The organism is Synechococcus sp. MU1611, assembly GCF_020514255.1.
GTDB lineage: Bacteria > Cyanobacteriota > Cyanobacteriia > PCC-6307 > Cyanobiaceae > Parasynechococcus.
Genome location: NZ_VTLC01000001.1, coordinates 269,238 through 282,735, shown reverse-complemented (window position 1 = coordinate 282,735; position 13,498 = coordinate 269,238). Strand labels below are relative to the sequence as shown.

18 protein-coding genes are annotated in these 13,498 nt (G+C 54.5%); 3 read left to right on the top strand and 15 right to left on the bottom strand.

Features of this window, described 5'->3' with window-relative positions; all coding sequences use genetic code 11:
• Positions 1–26: 26 nt before the first annotated feature.
• The 6 genes from FZZ92_RS01610 to FZZ92_RS01585 all read right to left on the bottom strand — a co-directional run bounded on the left by FZZ92_RS01610 (position 27) and on the right by FZZ92_RS01585 (position 6,935).
• Positions 27–542, bottom strand: a complete 516-nt coding sequence (locus FZZ92_RS01610; protein WP_226422419.1) for a hypothetical protein — start codon at positions 540–542, stop codon at positions 27–29.
• A gap of 12 nt (positions 543–554) precedes the next feature.
• Positions 555–1,556, bottom strand: coding sequence for a hypothetical protein (locus FZZ92_RS01605; protein ID WP_226422418.1), 1,002 nt, complete (start codon positions 1,554–1,556; stop codon positions 555–557).
• Positions 1,557–2,253: 697 nt separating this feature from the next.
• Positions 2,254–3,291, bottom strand: coding sequence for a chlorophyll a/b binding light-harvesting protein (locus FZZ92_RS01600; RefSeq protein WP_226398159.1), 1,038 nt, complete (start codon positions 3,289–3,291; stop codon positions 2,254–2,256).
• Positions 3,292–4,853: 1,562 nt separating this feature from the next.
• The gene (locus FZZ92_RS01595; protein ID WP_115093525.1) at positions 4,854–5,051 is read right to left on the bottom strand and encodes a hypothetical protein; all 198 of its coding nucleotides are present in this window, start codon (positions 5,049–5,051) and stop codon (positions 4,854–4,856) included.
• Positions 5,052–5,428: 377 nt separating this feature from the next.
• Positions 5,429–5,629 carry a 50S ribosomal protein L33 gene (gene rpmG, locus FZZ92_RS01590; protein WP_115025170.1) on the bottom strand — a complete coding sequence of 67 codons (201 nt, stop codon included), beginning with the start codon at positions 5,627–5,629 and terminating at the stop codon, positions 5,429–5,431.
• A 778-nt stretch (positions 5,630–6,407) separates the two neighbouring features.
• On the bottom strand, positions 6,408–6,935 hold the full coding sequence (locus FZZ92_RS01585) for a hypothetical protein (protein ID WP_370629812.1): 528 nt from the start codon (positions 6,933–6,935) through the stop codon (positions 6,408–6,410).
• Positions 6,936–6,975: 40 nt separating this feature from the next.
• Here FZZ92_RS01585 and FZZ92_RS01580 point away from each other — a divergent pair, with 40 nt between their 5' ends.
• Together FZZ92_RS01580 and FZZ92_RS01575 are read left to right on the top strand one after the other, a co-directional pair.
• The gene (locus tag FZZ92_RS01580) at positions 6,976–7,686 is read left to right on the top strand and encodes a putative 2OG-Fe(II) oxygenase (protein ID WP_226422417.1); all 711 of its coding nucleotides are present in this window, start codon (positions 6,976–6,978) and stop codon (positions 7,684–7,686) included.
• Between the two features lie 42 nt (positions 7,687–7,728).
• The gene (locus tag FZZ92_RS01575; RefSeq protein ID WP_115025171.1) at positions 7,729–7,980 is read left to right on the top strand and encodes a hypothetical protein; all 252 of its coding nucleotides are present in this window, start codon (positions 7,729–7,731) and stop codon (positions 7,978–7,980) included.
• Here the strand turns inward: FZZ92_RS01575 and FZZ92_RS01570 are convergent.
• From FZZ92_RS01570 to FZZ92_RS01560, 3 genes are read right to left on the bottom strand one after another with little or no spacing between them, the layout of a single operon-like run.
• Positions 7,943–8,737 (bottom strand): metallophosphoesterase, encoded by a 795-nt coding sequence (locus FZZ92_RS01570; protein ID WP_226422416.1) that lies wholly within the window; start codon positions 8,735–8,737, stop codon positions 7,943–7,945. The genes FZZ92_RS01575 and FZZ92_RS01570 overlap by 38 nt on opposite strands.
• Positions 8,715–8,948 (bottom strand): TIGR02450 family Trp-rich protein, encoded by a 234-nt coding sequence (locus FZZ92_RS01565; protein WP_115025173.1) that lies wholly within the window; start codon positions 8,946–8,948, stop codon positions 8,715–8,717. The genes FZZ92_RS01570 and FZZ92_RS01565 overlap by 23 nt, the downstream gene beginning before the upstream one ends.
• The gene (locus tag FZZ92_RS01560) at positions 8,948–9,214 is read right to left on the bottom strand and encodes a DUF3764 family protein (protein WP_115025365.1); all 267 of its coding nucleotides are present in this window, start codon (positions 9,212–9,214) and stop codon (positions 8,948–8,950) included. The genes FZZ92_RS01565 and FZZ92_RS01560 overlap by 1 nt, the downstream gene beginning before the upstream one ends.
• A gap of 145 nt (positions 9,215–9,359) precedes the next feature.
• On the opposite strand from FZZ92_RS01560, the gene FZZ92_RS01555 reads away from it, so the two are divergent.
• Positions 9,360–9,815, top strand: coding sequence for a Fur family transcriptional regulator (locus FZZ92_RS01555; RefSeq protein WP_226398135.1), 456 nt, complete (start codon positions 9,360–9,362; stop codon positions 9,813–9,815).
• 18 nt (positions 9,816–9,833) lie between these two features.
• Here the strand turns inward: FZZ92_RS01555 and FZZ92_RS01550 are convergent, their stop codons facing one another.
• The 6 genes from FZZ92_RS01550 to stpA form a co-directional block, all read right to left on the bottom strand.
• The gene (locus FZZ92_RS01550; RefSeq protein WP_115025175.1) at positions 9,834–10,028 is read right to left on the bottom strand and encodes a hypothetical protein; all 195 of its coding nucleotides are present in this window, start codon (positions 10,026–10,028) and stop codon (positions 9,834–9,836) included.
• Positions 10,029–10,148: 120 nt separating this feature from the next.
• A complete protein-coding gene (locus tag FZZ92_RS01545; protein ID WP_115025176.1) occupies positions 10,149–10,544 on the bottom strand; it encodes a hypothetical protein in 396 nt (131 codons plus the stop codon).
• A gap of 3 nt (positions 10,545–10,547) precedes the next feature.
• The gene (locus FZZ92_RS01540) at positions 10,548–10,727 is read right to left on the bottom strand and encodes a DUF3721 domain-containing protein (protein ID WP_226422415.1); all 180 of its coding nucleotides are present in this window, start codon (positions 10,725–10,727) and stop codon (positions 10,548–10,550) included.
• Between the two features lie 84 nt (positions 10,728–10,811).
• Positions 10,812–11,756: an arsenosugar biosynthesis radical SAM (seleno)protein ArsS gene (gene arsS / locus FZZ92_RS01535; RefSeq protein ID WP_226398136.1), complete on the bottom strand. Its 945-nt coding sequence runs from the start codon at positions 11,754–11,756 to the stop codon at positions 10,812–10,814.
• An 89-nt stretch (positions 11,757–11,845) separates the two neighbouring features.
• The gene (locus FZZ92_RS01530) at positions 11,846–12,058 is read right to left on the bottom strand and encodes a hypothetical protein (RefSeq protein ID WP_226398137.1); all 213 of its coding nucleotides are present in this window, start codon (positions 12,056–12,058) and stop codon (positions 11,846–11,848) included.
• 83 nt (positions 12,059–12,141) lie between these two features.
• Positions 12,142–13,359 carry a glucosylglycerol 3-phosphatase gene (gene stpA / locus FZZ92_RS01525; RefSeq protein WP_226407769.1) on the bottom strand — a complete coding sequence of 406 codons (1,218 nt, stop codon included), beginning with the start codon at positions 13,357–13,359 and terminating at the stop codon, positions 12,142–12,144.
• Positions 13,360–13,498 lie beyond the last annotated feature (139 nt).

Genomic DNA, 13,498 nt, shown 5'->3' with positions numbered 1-13,498 from the left:
ATCGGCTGACCACAGGATCAGGCGACTCAGGCCACACCCTCTGGGACAAGCAAATACTCCGCATAACGGATCGTTAATCCCAGCTGACCGTCCCAGGCCACGGCGTAACTCCAATGGCCTTCACCGCGCATTCCGGTGGAAGATGGCCCCGGCTCGACCCAAAGAAGGGGCTCATCAGCAATCACACCGCAACGGCCGCTGGCCTTGTTGCACACACGATCACCCACATGAAAACAAGGCATCGGCGTCAACGCCTGCCCCTGTTCATGTTGTGAATGATCAGGCTCGTTGCCACCTGCAGCAACAGGCTCAGCTCCCTCCAGCAAATCAATCACCGGGGGCAACCAGTTGGGGTCAGGCAGAGCACCCTGCAGGAGGTGGCCAATGGCCCGACCACGACCGACGCCGTAAAAGGCGCAGTAGGTGTCGAGCCGTTGCAGGACATCAGGCTTCAACCAAACCTGCACCGGCTTGGCCTTGGGTTCCTTGCTGGCCTGAAAGCGACCACCAGAATCTCTGGACGTGGATCGGGGAGCTGCCATGAGATCAAGCGGTCAACCTGCAGTGAACTGAGCGAGAGGCTGGATGCTGAGGGCAATCACCAGACTCACCACCACGCCGATGGCGGCTTTCCAAAGATCACTACCAATGATCTTGGCGAGCGTGCCGCTTTCCTGGTTGGTGAACACGTACTCGAATTCCCTTTCCTTGATCCTCAGGGCAATCTCTCGACCGCCGAGCAGCCCCAAAAACACCCAGGTGGTGCTCAAAGGGAACGTCGAAAGAAACGCCTTATAGAGCAGACAAAGGCCAAAAAAGAAGTCGATCACCGTGGCCGACCGAAGATCGGACGTATTGGTCTTGGAGCGGAGCACAGCCTGTATAGGACCACCCCCGGTGGCTACCAGAACACATAGGCCCACGCAGAGCACCAGCGTGCAGATCAGCATGGGGAAGAACCCAAGCTGACGGGGCAGGAACACGAAGATATTGGCCAAGTCCTGCACCAACCACATGCTCCAAAGGAAACCGGTGGAGCACCACTGCAGTAGGTACCAGATTTTGCTGGGATCCTTACCCTCCTCAGAGCAGCAGAACACCCAGCGCTCCAGCAACCACATGCCCAGGCCATAGGCGGCGAGGCCCACGGCGAGGGCGAGGACGTAGCCCGTTAGAGAACTGTTCAGCAGCTTGCCGATGTTGGCCGGCTGGAACGAGGACAACACCAAGAACGAGGTGCTCACCGGCGCCCCCCATTGGGTTAACGCCAGAACAGCGAGCGGGGGAAGGACATAAACCCAGGTAAAAGGTTCAGGTAAAGGGAACTCTTTACCAGGAACACTGAGCCTTCCCCAGGCGGGATCACCATTGGACAGAACCCAGCCCAACATCAACACCACGCTCGTTACCGAGCAGATGAAAAGCATCTGCACCGGCTTTGGCGTGCGTTTTTTGTTGGACGAGATGTAGGTGCCGAGGGTCTGAAGAGAGTCGTTCGCGACGACGGAGTACGCCGCCAGGAGGAAACCGACAATCATCCAGAGGCTGACGTCCATGAAACCGGTCAAGGTGCTGGATTGACTCCGTTGTAGTGCTCTGCCGAGGGAACGTCGGTGCTACAGACCACCCAGTCATCAGATGGCATCTGATCCGTCCGCTGCAATCTGCGCGTCGACGATGAATGTTGTGTGGTCGACGGCGATGCACCACCGGAGCGATTCGACCACGGAATTACGTTGACGGACAAATCCGTGTCTACCGATACACCACCGAATTTCTTAAGAGACGAAGAGGCTTGACACAAGCCAAAACCAAGGTGAATCACAGCGCCTGGCAGGCATCACTGAAAGCAGCGATCAAAGGCTTGAAGCAACCAAAACGAGACACAAAGAACAAAATCGCAGACGATAGGTCGACTTTTTGTCGACACATACAAAGACAAAAGTCTTCATTTAGAGAATCCATCCAATACAAAATAGGCCGTTCAGGAGCTCGACAAGCCCTTGCAATACTCTTGTAGCCCTTGAGATGTTTGACGCGAGACGGCCCATAGGTCTCATGACAACGAAGTGGGAACTGCACCGCAGCCTGAAAAAATACGGCTAAGAGGTTACCGACAAGACGAAATAATCCAGGAAAAGGATGGTGTGGTTTCAGAAAGAATCAAAAAAGGCGGACTTCCGGCCGAATCACGAAACAAAAAAATCCCCCCATCTCACTGAGATGAGGGGTACATCAGAAACGGCAGATCAATCAGGCACTGATCTTGGAATTCCCCATGTTGTCAAGCGCCTCAGAAACGCGCTTGAAGTTAAAGCCCATGCCGCGCAAGGCATGCCAAAAATGCCCCTGCAGGAAGAAGAATGCAAGGTAGAAGTGCGTATTGGCCAGCCAAGCCCGGGCTGAGTGGACACCACCTTCAAGAGTAGTTGCGTCGCTGAAGTAGGGAGAGAAGGCGAAATTCAATTTCAATGGATCGCCATACAGCTCAACGGGATAAATTGTTGTGTTTTGAGCACACCAAATGGCGGTCACAAATCCCATCAGAGCTATACCTGCAAGCGAGTAAGACAAAATTGACTCGCCGTTGTAGATCAAGACCTTTTTGAAGGGACCGAAAGGGCTGGAGATGATATGCCAAACACCACCAATCGTGAGAATGAAGGCCAAAACAGCATGGCCACCCATCACGTCCTCAAGACTGCTGATGGAAAGAAAATTAGCCTGATAACCCCACACCATGCCGAGGTCAATGTTTGGTTCCACCCGTCGAACAGCTCCGATAGCGCTGTCGTAAATTCCATGGCGCTTTGCCCATTCAACGAAGGCGATGACTCCGAGGCCGAGAAAAATCAGGTGATGACCCAGGATGAAAGTGAGCTTTTTGCCATCACTCCATTCAAAATGAAACTTTTGGGCGCGGCCCTCAGCTTCTGAAAGGTCTTTGGGAGCTCGAAGCGTATGCCAGATTCCAGCTGCTCCAAGTACAGCAGATGAAACCAGATGGAATGCTGCGATCGCGATGAGGGGTTGCTGGTCAATGATTACAGCACCTTCTCCTACGCCGAAGCCAAGGCCGGCGAGATGTGGAATCAAAATCAGCCCTTGTTCTCCCATTGGCAGTGTTCCGTCATAACGGGCCAACTCAAACAAGGTGAAGGCACCAGCCCAAAACATGATCAAGCCTGCATGGGCTGCATGGGCTGCAATAAAAGAGCCGCTGCGTTTAGCCACGCCTGAGTTTCCAGCCCACCAGTCATAACTGACTGATGAACTTCCATAAGACTGCATTTTCAAAAAAATGTGGCATTCGCAACTTAAGAATCGGCCCGATCCAATTCGCCTTATTTTTACATTACTTTTTAGGGGTAGATCTTATTTAACCAGAAAAAGAATCATTTGCACAAATTAAACCTTGACCGCATCAATGGAGACAACAGGAAAGACTAATTGTAGCAAGCAGTGGATCAATCAAGAACATGCTGAATCGTGCTAGCTACAAAAACCCACCGGCATCCACAACAAAGCACAAAAGCAATTGAGAGCATTCGAAGTATCAAATGAATGCGCAGGCATAGAAGAACAGTCTTTAGATTTCGCCTGAGCCTGCAGGGGTTTTGCAGGCTCAGGCGAGCCATGGTTCATCCACCCATGGCTTGTCTTTTAAATACAGAATAAAAAAGAGATCTACCCCTCGAAATTATTGACGAGGAGTAAATCACTTATGTTTTTGCCGAACCCCGTCCAAGGGCGACCTAACTATTATCAAGACTTGACAGCACAGCCACGTAATTAAGGCATCAAGAGGGTGTTAAATCTAAAACGTTGATCGAGTCAATTGATCGAAAGGAAGAGCGACACCTTTAGTGATGCCCATCCAGAAGGCAATGCATATGCGATGACTTCGAGCCATCCTTACCACCAGATTGAAGAATATGGGCAATTCCACCAACGTTCATATCAAAGCCAAAAAGAGGCGTCAAAACAATGGAACAATATTTTGACTATTATTTTTTGCTACTGAGACCTAGCAAAACATCAGCATTACGAATTACTGGTGGAGTGTGGATTATAGGGATCATGCCAAACGGTGGGACGCAACACTCGACGCCGCTCAGTAACGCATCGAACTGTGGTCTGATGGGCTTGTGCAATCGCATCAATAAGACCAATCGGCCATTCAGTTCCACAACGCATCTCTGCTTCTAAAACTGATGCATCAAGGTTGGTGAGACGAGTTGTCTTACGGGACATCAGAGTGCAGGGCCAGAGTGGTAAAGACTCATGCAGGCGATTGATTAGAGCAAAAAAGCAACCCAATCAGCACCGACATTAATACTGTTTTTAGTGCACGCCTGACTGACCCTTGAACCTGGAGGGGAAAAGGGCCAGACGACGCACAATGAATTCGACAGCAGCGAATCCATTGCAGGAACAGCTCCGGCTGGAATGAACTGTTCAAACAAATATTCGCTGGCTCTCTGGAAAGATGTGCTTCCAATGCCGCTACAGCGAGATTCCTTTGAGCAATGACAACGTGACCAATGCAACCCCAGACTGAGGGAGCAACTCTCTCGATCTTCCATGAATAAGTGCTGGTGGCGTGGCAAGGCTTGAGAACGGTGTGACAAACCACAAGTAGGTTCTCAGGCTGGTTCCCCTGGAATCCACAAGTCATTCTCGGCTAGCGCCTAAACATGAAGCCTGACCGGCTGGTCTGCCAAGAACAGGATTGACGAGTCAGTGCCAAGCCGAAGCAACAACAGTTCCCTCACAATGCGCTTCAGTGACTGCCAGTAGCTTCACCCAACCATATCCACCCTTGCCGCAATCCCTTTTTGGTTAGGTCAACATTAGTCAATCTTTAGCCTTTGCGATTCATTTTCAAGCCGCTCTTTAACCAACTCCGCAAAATCACAATAGCTTATATCTTCTGTCTCTTTATCTCTCATGATCTCCTGAGCCTCCTGCATTAAATAGTCATAGGTAGTCTTATCAGTGGTTCGGTTTGCCAAGTCAATGATATGAGCAAATGCTTCGATGTTTGTCATAACTAGAATGCAGTTGCTTAGAAACTAGCCTGAATGCCGCTCAAGGGTCGTCTTAAATTCTACCAATGGCCAATCGTATTGATACGCAAAAAATATTCAAATACCCAAGAGCCGATCAATCAATAATTCGCAAATCATTGACAATGAGCATTGCCATGGTACTCACTTAGAACCAAGAGAGGAGAGTCACGCTGGCATAAATCGAATCCACTATCCCCTCATCGCCAATTGTGCTCATGGGAGCTCATCAGCGACACCTAGGTAAAGATACAGCAGGAAGATAAAACTGCTCATAAGAATGCATCTTCCTATCTCACATTAGAGCTTTTGAGTAAATCAATGATTCTAAAACCAGCACAGACAAACTCTTGCTCTTATTACTTGATTTCACGATGCAATGTCATTCTGTTGAGCTGCGGGCAGAATTTCATGAGCTCAAGCCTATCGGGAGTATTTCTCCGATTTTTTGTGGTCGTATAACGGGATACACCTGGCGAGCGTTTTTCGGAAGTTGCAGCTGTTCTGCACTCTGTACATTCAAGAGTGACAACAATTCGAACACCTTTGCTCTTAGCCATGAAAATAAAATTGCAATCAAAACAAAATTGGCTGGACTGACTCTCCGTCGCTCATGAAGAAGAGTCAGCTGTAACCCCAGCTTGATGACCCGGATAAGTCATCGAATTGAAGGTGCCTCGCGAGAACCTTCAATTTTCATCTTGCCTCCGGCTCACGCAGGCGTTGCATGAAAATGAGAAGTTGGCATCACTCAAATGAAACCAGGTCTCGTTTCAAAGCTGTCTAAGGCAAATGCGGTAACGCTGGACTGACTCTCCATCGCTCATGAAGAAGAGTCAGTTCTGCTCCAGCGCCCGATGGCTCGCCAGAATCATCGGGTGAAGAGGCGCCGTCAAGCTGCCCTTCAAAGCAACGATGACCTTGAAAAGTGGCAATTACCGTTCCGATGAAGCAGTGACTTTGACCAAATGAGACGGGAGCAAGTTTCAAGACGACTCATCAGGGTGAGATAACGCTGGACCGACTCCCCCTACGACGAAGAAGTCAGTTGGTGTACCAGCGCCCGATGACACGATCAATCATCGATTTGGATGCTTCTCCAAGCGTCCATTACGAAGATCTCTCAGTGAAATGTTCGATGGCGTTCCGATGAGTCAACGACATTGTTCAAATGAGCCAAAGCCCTGTGACAATGAATTCAATACGTCTGCTGGTTTCAAGAAGCAGTCCGTATTGCTCAACAATCTCGCTGAAAACCGAGTTGACCCGTCAAGAGTTGATTTTTGATTCTTGCTTAACGGTGCTGGCGTCACCTGGTGCATGACAGGCCGCAAAAAGTCAGTTCACCACCTTCAGCGTACGAATTCCCGAGGCCTTAACCCAACTTGCGAGTGCATCGATGTCAGCCCTCTTTGGTATGCAGATGCACCCTGTGCCGGGGTAACAGCGGTGGATTCCCAGAGCACTGCGAGTGGTGTCGAAGCGAGGGGTCAGATCAAACCAAAGATCGTTACCCCAAGGTTCGGGGCGTCCCAAGCTGTACTCGCCGGCGGGTAAGGGGGCAGCATTGCCGGGACTCCAGCGGCGATCAGCGGTTTGGCGCCCGGCAACACCACTGGCTGCTGGCCAACTGGCCAGGAGCCGAGCGCCTCGATGCAGCTCAACCTTCCAGATGCGGTTGCCGTCAGGGAACCGCTCAGCAGTTCGGCGGGTACTGAGCTGCAGTGCCCCGCCCTGCAGCAAGGCTGTCGTGGGCCCCTGTTGCCCCAGTAGATCAGGAGCCGCCACAGCAACGGAGCCCACAAACACCAAAGGCAGCAGGAGTGCGTGGCGCAGCATCACGATCGGCATGAACAGTCCACCCACTTTGGGGCTGCCACGATGACCTGCAGCAGACCAGTCATTGGTGGACGTTCTCGATCTGTTTCCACGCTCCATCCTTCGGGGCACCCTGCCGGACCCTTTGCTCCAGCTGCTGATTGATCTAAGTGAAAGCGTTCTCGCCAATCCTGATTCCAGCCCCGATGCATCAGCGAAGCTGGCCGGTCAACTGCGTCAGCAACGCGAACTGCGGCCGGACCAACCCGGCGTGCAGGACCTCAGCAACAACCACCTGCTGCCTGCCTGTGATCGCTGGATCCGCCATGTGATGGACCGTCAGCCTCCCCAAGGTCGCGGCCCCTGGGTTCCCGGTCGATATCGCTTGCAGATGATTGATCTCTGGCTCAATTGCCAGACCGCAGGCGATTACAACCCCACCCACACCCATGGCGGCAGCTTTTCCGGGGTGATCTTTCTAAAGGTGCCACCCCAGATCAATGCCGATAGTTTTGATGGCCAACTCTGCTTCCACGGTCCGGAAGACTGGCATCTGCAATCGTTCCGCACCGGAATGGCGCACTACGTGCTGCCCGTCCCTGGAGAGTTCTATGTGTTCCCGGCCTGGCAACCCCATTCGGTGATGCCCTTCCGTGGTGAAGGGGAGCGCTGGTCCCTCGCTTTCAATGCCATGGCAGCACCTGGTGCTGCACCAACCGCAATGCAACAGCCCGCCCAGCAGCAGCCCCTTGGCAACGTTTCCCTCTCGAGTCAGCGCCCCACCGCCAAGGGATTCTGAGGAGAGCTGCCAGAGTCAACTGGTTGCATCTGTTCAGGATTCATGAGTCAAACAGAGCCACTCGAGCAGGCCAAAGCGATCGCATCGGCGTTGGAGCAGTTGGCCGATCAGTTGCGCCCTGAAGTGATTCGCTCAGCGAGGCTGGATCAAGAGGGACGTCGGGATCTCGACCGGATCGAGTACGCCCTGGGCACCATTGGCAAGGCCTTGATCCTGACGGACTATTCCATCGACGAAGAAAAAGACATCGACAAGCTCAAGGCCTTCCGCGAATCCCAGAAAGGGATGGGCTGACGTCAGACCAACGCAGCACTTGATGCTGAAGATCTCCATCAGACGTCAGGTCGAGAAGCCTTCCGCCTGGATCACCAGCTCGGTCGAGGGGACAAGCCTGCACTGCCTTGAAACTGCAAAGCGTGGAAGGGCAGCCCAGAAGTGACACATCAGGACGCGTCGCCCAGTGGCCTTGCCAATGCTGATGAATATGGCCAAACAAAACCGACCGCAGAGCGAGATGGGGACGCAACACAGCCTCAAGAGAATCTTGATCAAGCAACCGGATCGCATCCATGCCGTCATCACCGATGGCGATCGGAGGATGATGAAGAGCAACCACAAGGGGCAGATCACGGCGCTCTGAACACTGCAAACGCCGTTCCAGCCACTGGAGCTGAGCCAAGCCGAGCTGACCGGCTGCAGAAGAAACCTTGTGGCTGTTCAGCAGTACCAAGCGCACTCCTCTGACCACAAAATCAGCGGGGCCTGTCACGCACGCACGCCCCAAAACCGCATCCAGCAACAGCGGGTGATCGTGGTTACCGGGCACCAGAGCAACCTTGCAGCGCACGTGGTTGGTCAGGGCTGTTCGCAGCCGGACATAGCCACCCCAGCTTTCGTCCTGGCAAAGATCACCCGTGACCAGAACCAGATCGGGGTCCATGGCGCAGCCAACCCGCAGAGCTTGCTCCACATGTGCGAGGGCCAGCCTTCCACGCACCAAACCTTGATCAGCTGCCACCAGGTGTGGATCACTCAGTTGGAGAATTCGCATCGTCCTCAGGAATGGACTGCCAGCCGCTGCTCCAGCGATTTGGATCTTTGAGCTCGCTCCAGAGCACCCGTTCCCGATGGGATGGCTTCAGGACAGCGGCCAATTCCACCCAGCGCTGATCACCGCTCCCACCCTGCGTGATCAACTCGAAATGGCGATAACCGGCAACCGGGCTCTGGCTGGTCCAGGCCCGCGCAGGACGCCAAACCATCAGCTGGCGACGAACACCTGGCTGATGGTGCTCTCAATCACATGCCCTGAAGCCTCGATCATGTCGGTGTTGTCGGCAATGAATTGCTCCATCACACCGGGAGAGGCTTGCATCACGGCGCAGACCTTGGTGGGGTCCTCCTTGCTGACTCCCCGGTAGAGGGAAGTAATACCAGCGATTTTCTGAAGCGGCAGAGATGCGTCATAGGTGGCGACCCATTCAGCAAATGACTTGGTGATCGTGAAGGTGAGGACGTGGGTTTCCATCGACCAGAACGACATCGCTGGCGGACGTTATCACCAGAATTCGTCTTGCTTCTCGGCAACCGAGGGGATTAGATCACGACAATGAAATAGAGGCGAGACGGCACTCTCATTAAGGACTACTATTGAGAACAAGCGAGGAGAAGCTGTGACATCGTCCTCCGCGCCTGCCTCAACTGACACAACTTTGCAGCGGGGCCTGCATCAGGACGGGCGTCGACTCACCCCGCAGCGCAAACGTGTTCTTGAACTGTTTGAACACTGTGGATCCGGTTGCCACCTCAGTGCCGAGGAGGTGCACCAGCAGCTGGCGGCACTCGACATGAAGGTGTCCCTGGCCACGGTGTATCGCACCCTGCGCCTCCTGGCCGACATGGGATTGCTCCAAGAACTGGAACTCAGTGAGGGTGGACGACGCTTCGAGCTAGCCGTCGAAGATCATCGTCAACATCACCATGTGGTCTGCATCCGCTGCGGACGGACAGAAGAATTTGAAAGCGAATCCGTTCTTGCAGCAGGGGCTGCTGCCGCAGAACATGTTGGCTTTCAACTCATTGAATCCAGCCTGAATGTGCGCGCGATCTGCCCCAAGTGCCAGGGATAAGCACTTAACAGCTGATCATTAAGCGCGAAATTCCCTGTCGTAGAGATCTGTCACAAGGAGGTCAATGAGCTGCACGGAAACAAGCTCTTTTTCGCGCCTCAAGGTGTTCAACAAGACTTGAACCTGGCGGTGATGCATCAACGACACCTCACCCATCTCCAGCCATCGGGCACTGAGTAGGGATTGAAGACGCTCACGTGGAGACGATGACATCGGGTACGCCCCTCTTTCTCACACTGAAGCCAGCAGAACGACCTCTGAGAAGGTGCCTGCAACAGAAGTCTTCCGAAGCTTTTGTGAAGCGAACCCCCTGGAGACCTTCCTGTGGCGGCCTTACTGAGGGTGCTCGTTACAAGGCATCCAGTAGCGATCGCCCATGCGGTGCACTCCTTTGCAGCCCAACTTGCGTGCCTGCTCCTCCGCCTCCTCTCGACTTGGATAGGCCAGATAGCGCGGGTTGGTCGTGGAGCGAATCTGAATCAAGCCCATGCTCATCGGGCCTGCGGTGATCACCCCCATGGTGTTGACACCCACCGCCACCAATCCCATCCCAACGATGGCTGCATTGATCACGCCCATCGCCACCACACCGATCGAGACCACCCCCATCGGCACCACCCCAATGCAGATGACCCCCATCGGCACGATGCCGATGGAGATGGTGCCCAGAGGAGCTACCCCGATCGCAATTCGCTTCGGCTTGCTGCCGCAGTGCCCACCTTCACTCATGAATCAGTGCGCTCCATGGTGATCCGCCTCACCGTGCTTGTCGCAGACCATCCACATCTCACCCATCTGATGCGCACCCTTGCAACCAAATCCCGGGGCAGCCGCTTCGGCTTCAGCTTTGGTGCTGAACATCGCCTGTTTGGGTTGGCCATGCGCCTCAGCCATGGCTCCCGTCGCAGACATCAGAAGAACAACAGCAGAGGAAAAAATGCGATTCAGCGGCATGGCCTCGACACAGATCTCCCCACTATGCCCATGAAGAGAGAATCAGCCCTGAAGTGCTCCACCACAACTTGACCCTGCGCCAGCGGTACAGCCGAAACAATGCTGAGCCGTGTGGATCGACTGATCCGCAGGAACGGTTGAGAGGCGCATCAGATCACGAAGGTGACGGAGCTCCCCGGAACAGGGGAGTCCAAGCTGCTGGTTGAAATCGCAGTCATAAAGATGGCCTTGCCAGTCCACACTGATCAGCTGGCGGCACATCACAGACTCCAGATTTTCGGGGTTGTGCGCTTCCTCCAGAAGGGCTTGATATGACTGCAATTCGCTGTTGAGTTCCAATTGCCTGGCGAACCGTTGGATGGGCATGTTGGCCAGCGTCAGTAGACGATCAAACCGGATCCCCAACCCAGCCAATGCGGTCTTGTAATCAGCTTCCAAGGCCTGCTGGGGGGGAGGCAAAACCGGGCCAAGGGGGTTGTAAACGAGATCCAGCTGCCGGTTGGGATCGCCCGTTCCGTAGCCCAGAGCATTGAGCTGCCGTAGGCCGCTGATGCTGCGTTCAAACACGCCATCACCTCTCTGGCGATCGACATTCTCAGCGCTGTAACAGGGCAAGGAGGCTGTGATGCAAACACCCTGATCCGCCAGGAATTCAGCCAGGTCCTCCTGATCCGGTTCACTCAGGATTGTGAGATTGCAGCGGTCAATCACCGCGGTTCCGCGTGATCGTGCCTGCCGCACCAAATCACGAAAGCCCGGATGCAGCTCCGGTGCTCCCCCCGTGAGATCGAGGCAGGCGATCCCATGGCGCTCAAGAATCTGAGGAATCAACGCCAGAAGATCCGCAGCCATCATCTCGGTGCGGGTCGGCCCAGCATTCACATGGCAATGGGCGCAGCTTTGGTTGCAGCGGTACCCAAGATTGACCTGCAACGTTGTGAGCAGTCCGCGCTTCAGTGGCGGGAAAACCCTCTCAACGACAGTCACCGGCACCTAACAGATAACGCCGATTCTTCCAGACAGCAGATCGAAGTGGAGTTGGTTCTTGTCGACACAATCAACGGGTCTTCTCTTGATCAGCTGCGTTCACCGGCGGAGGCGAACATTCCACTGCGGCGAAACTGATGGTCGAACTTGAGGCCGGTAACCGCATCCGTACAGATAGGTTCTGAAGCCGGCAAATCAATCGTGCAGTGGGGAATCTGAGCTTCCATCACCGCATGAATCGACAAGGCGGCGATCGGAAGGGCAATCGCTGAGGACAGCGAGAACAGCGACGGTTTGGGCAAACATGAGAACTGGGTTGGTGCTGAAGCAACCCTCCTCAATTCAGCGCTGATTCCCGATGACACCGGTCAAGCACGGTTGTGACTTAGCGCACAGGGTCCGCAGAGCGCCGCGCGGAAAGCTGGCGGAACCAGGCGATGTATTGGTCCGGACCGTCGGGCATCAGCACGTCAATCCGCAGGGAATCCTCTGGATCGGTGATTCCTTGCAAGCTCCCATCGGCGTGGCTGGGCCGATCCACTTCGCCATGGCTGCTGTCGACGAGAACAACGCGGTTGGGTTGACCAGACCAGGCCCCGAGGTCCTGCAACAGGTTGAGGAAGCCTCGATCACTGCCGCCTCGCAGCCACCCCGCGCCATCAGCTGATGCCGTGGAGGTAACGGTGTCGCCCACCCCCACCAACAACGGCATCCGTTCCGCGGGGATCCGCTCCTTCACCAAGGCCAACAGCGCATCGGGTGCGTGGGGAGCCGTTCTCACATTGAAGGCATCACCCAAGGGGGATTCACCCCAACGGCGCTTGATGTGCTGATTGAGCAGCACCAAAAGGCCAGCCTCCTTGATGGAACCTGTGAGCATGAATTGAATGTCGGTGGTTCCGACATCCCCGAAAGCAGCGGGTTTGATCCGTTCATCCCCTTGTGCATCGCGGCCCAGGTTGGGAGCCACATGCAAAAAGAAAGACCCCTCCAACCCCTGATCTGCAGCTTCGGCAAGCAACTGATGCATCAGCTCAGACAGCATCGTCTGAAGAGCCTGCTGACAAGTCACATCACCGGGGACAAAAGCAAAAATCCCATTGAGATTGATCGTCGGTGAGACCTGGGTGTCCAACACGGCAGCTTTGGCAACCTGAGCCAGATCGTCACCATGCAGCTGCGGAAGCAGGGCCGGCAGCCGCTCCATCAGCAAGGCTTCCATCCTGCTGGGGGCTTGAGCAAGGAAGGTCATTTCCTCCTGCGAGACGCCGGGATGGCTCAGGTCGCCAAAGCGATCCTGCAACTGCACCCCTCCAGCCGCCAGACCCGGCAGATAACGGCCCTCACGTTTGGGTAAATCGGGATCCGCCAGGGCCTGTTCCACGAGACGGTTCACCCCGCGACGGCCCTCATGTTCACCATTGGTCAACACAGCGAATTGGCCATCCAGGGCAGCGACTGCTTCCACATAGGCAGGATCCATGCACCGTGTCAGTGGATCCTTGACGAGTTGCATGCAGACGCCATCGAGGTCCTGCACGATCAACAGGTCTTCAGCACCTGTGAGCTCTTGCAGGAACTGGTCGGGCGTCAGACGGGGCATGGAGATTCAGAGATGTCGCTTCAGACGAATGCACAACAGTGCAATTTCTTCGCGCAACTCCTTAGTTCCAAACGAGTGAGAAGTCCAGTAGCGGAGGCACGGAGCAGCGCTGATGGCAAGCGAAACACCGCGGTCAAGC

Coding starts and splice junctions, on each gene's coding strand:
- FZZ92_RS01610 (WP_226422419.1), bottom strand. CDS start 542: ATGGCAGCTCCCCGATCCACGTCCAGAGATTCTGGTGGTCGCTTTCAG.
- FZZ92_RS01605 (WP_226422418.1), bottom strand. CDS start 1,556: ATGGACGTCAGCCTCTGGATGATTGTCGGTTTCCTCCTGGCGGCGTAC.
- FZZ92_RS01600 (WP_226398159.1), bottom strand. CDS start 3,291: ATGCAGTCTTATGGAAGTTCATCAGTCAGTTATGACTGGTGGGCTGGA.
- FZZ92_RS01595 (WP_115093525.1), bottom strand. CDS start 5,051: ATGACAAACATCGAAGCATTTGCTCATATCATTGACTTGGCAAACCGA.
- rpmG (WP_115025170.1), bottom strand. CDS start 5,629: ATGGCTAAGAGCAAAGGTGTTCGAATTGTTGTCACTCTTGAATGTACA.
- FZZ92_RS01575 (WP_115025171.1), top strand. CDS start 7,729: ATGAGTCAAACAGAGCCACTCGAGCAGGCCAAAGCGATCGCATCGGCG.
- FZZ92_RS01570 (WP_226422416.1), bottom strand. CDS start 8,737: ATGCGAATTCTCCAACTGAGTGATCCACACCTGGTGGCAGCTGATCAA.
- FZZ92_RS01565 (WP_115025173.1), bottom strand. CDS start 8,948: ATGGTTTGGCGTCCTGCGCGGGCCTGGACCAGCCAGAGCCCGGTTGCC.
- FZZ92_RS01560 (WP_115025365.1), bottom strand. CDS start 9,214: ATGGAAACCCACGTCCTCACCTTCACGATCACCAAGTCATTTGCTGAA.
- FZZ92_RS01550 (WP_115025175.1), bottom strand. CDS start 10,028: ATGTCATCGTCTCCACGTGAGCGTCTTCAATCCCTACTCAGTGCCCGA.
- FZZ92_RS01545 (WP_115025176.1), bottom strand. CDS start 10,544: ATGAGTGAAGGTGGGCACTGCGGCAGCAAGCCGAAGCGAATTGCGATC.
- FZZ92_RS01540 (WP_226422415.1), bottom strand. CDS start 10,727: ATGTCTGCGACGGGAGCCATGGCTGAGGCGCATGGCCAACCCAAACAG.
- stpA (WP_226407769.1), bottom strand. CDS start 13,359: ATGCCCCGTCTGACGCCCGACCAGTTCCTGCAAGAGCTCACAGGTGCT.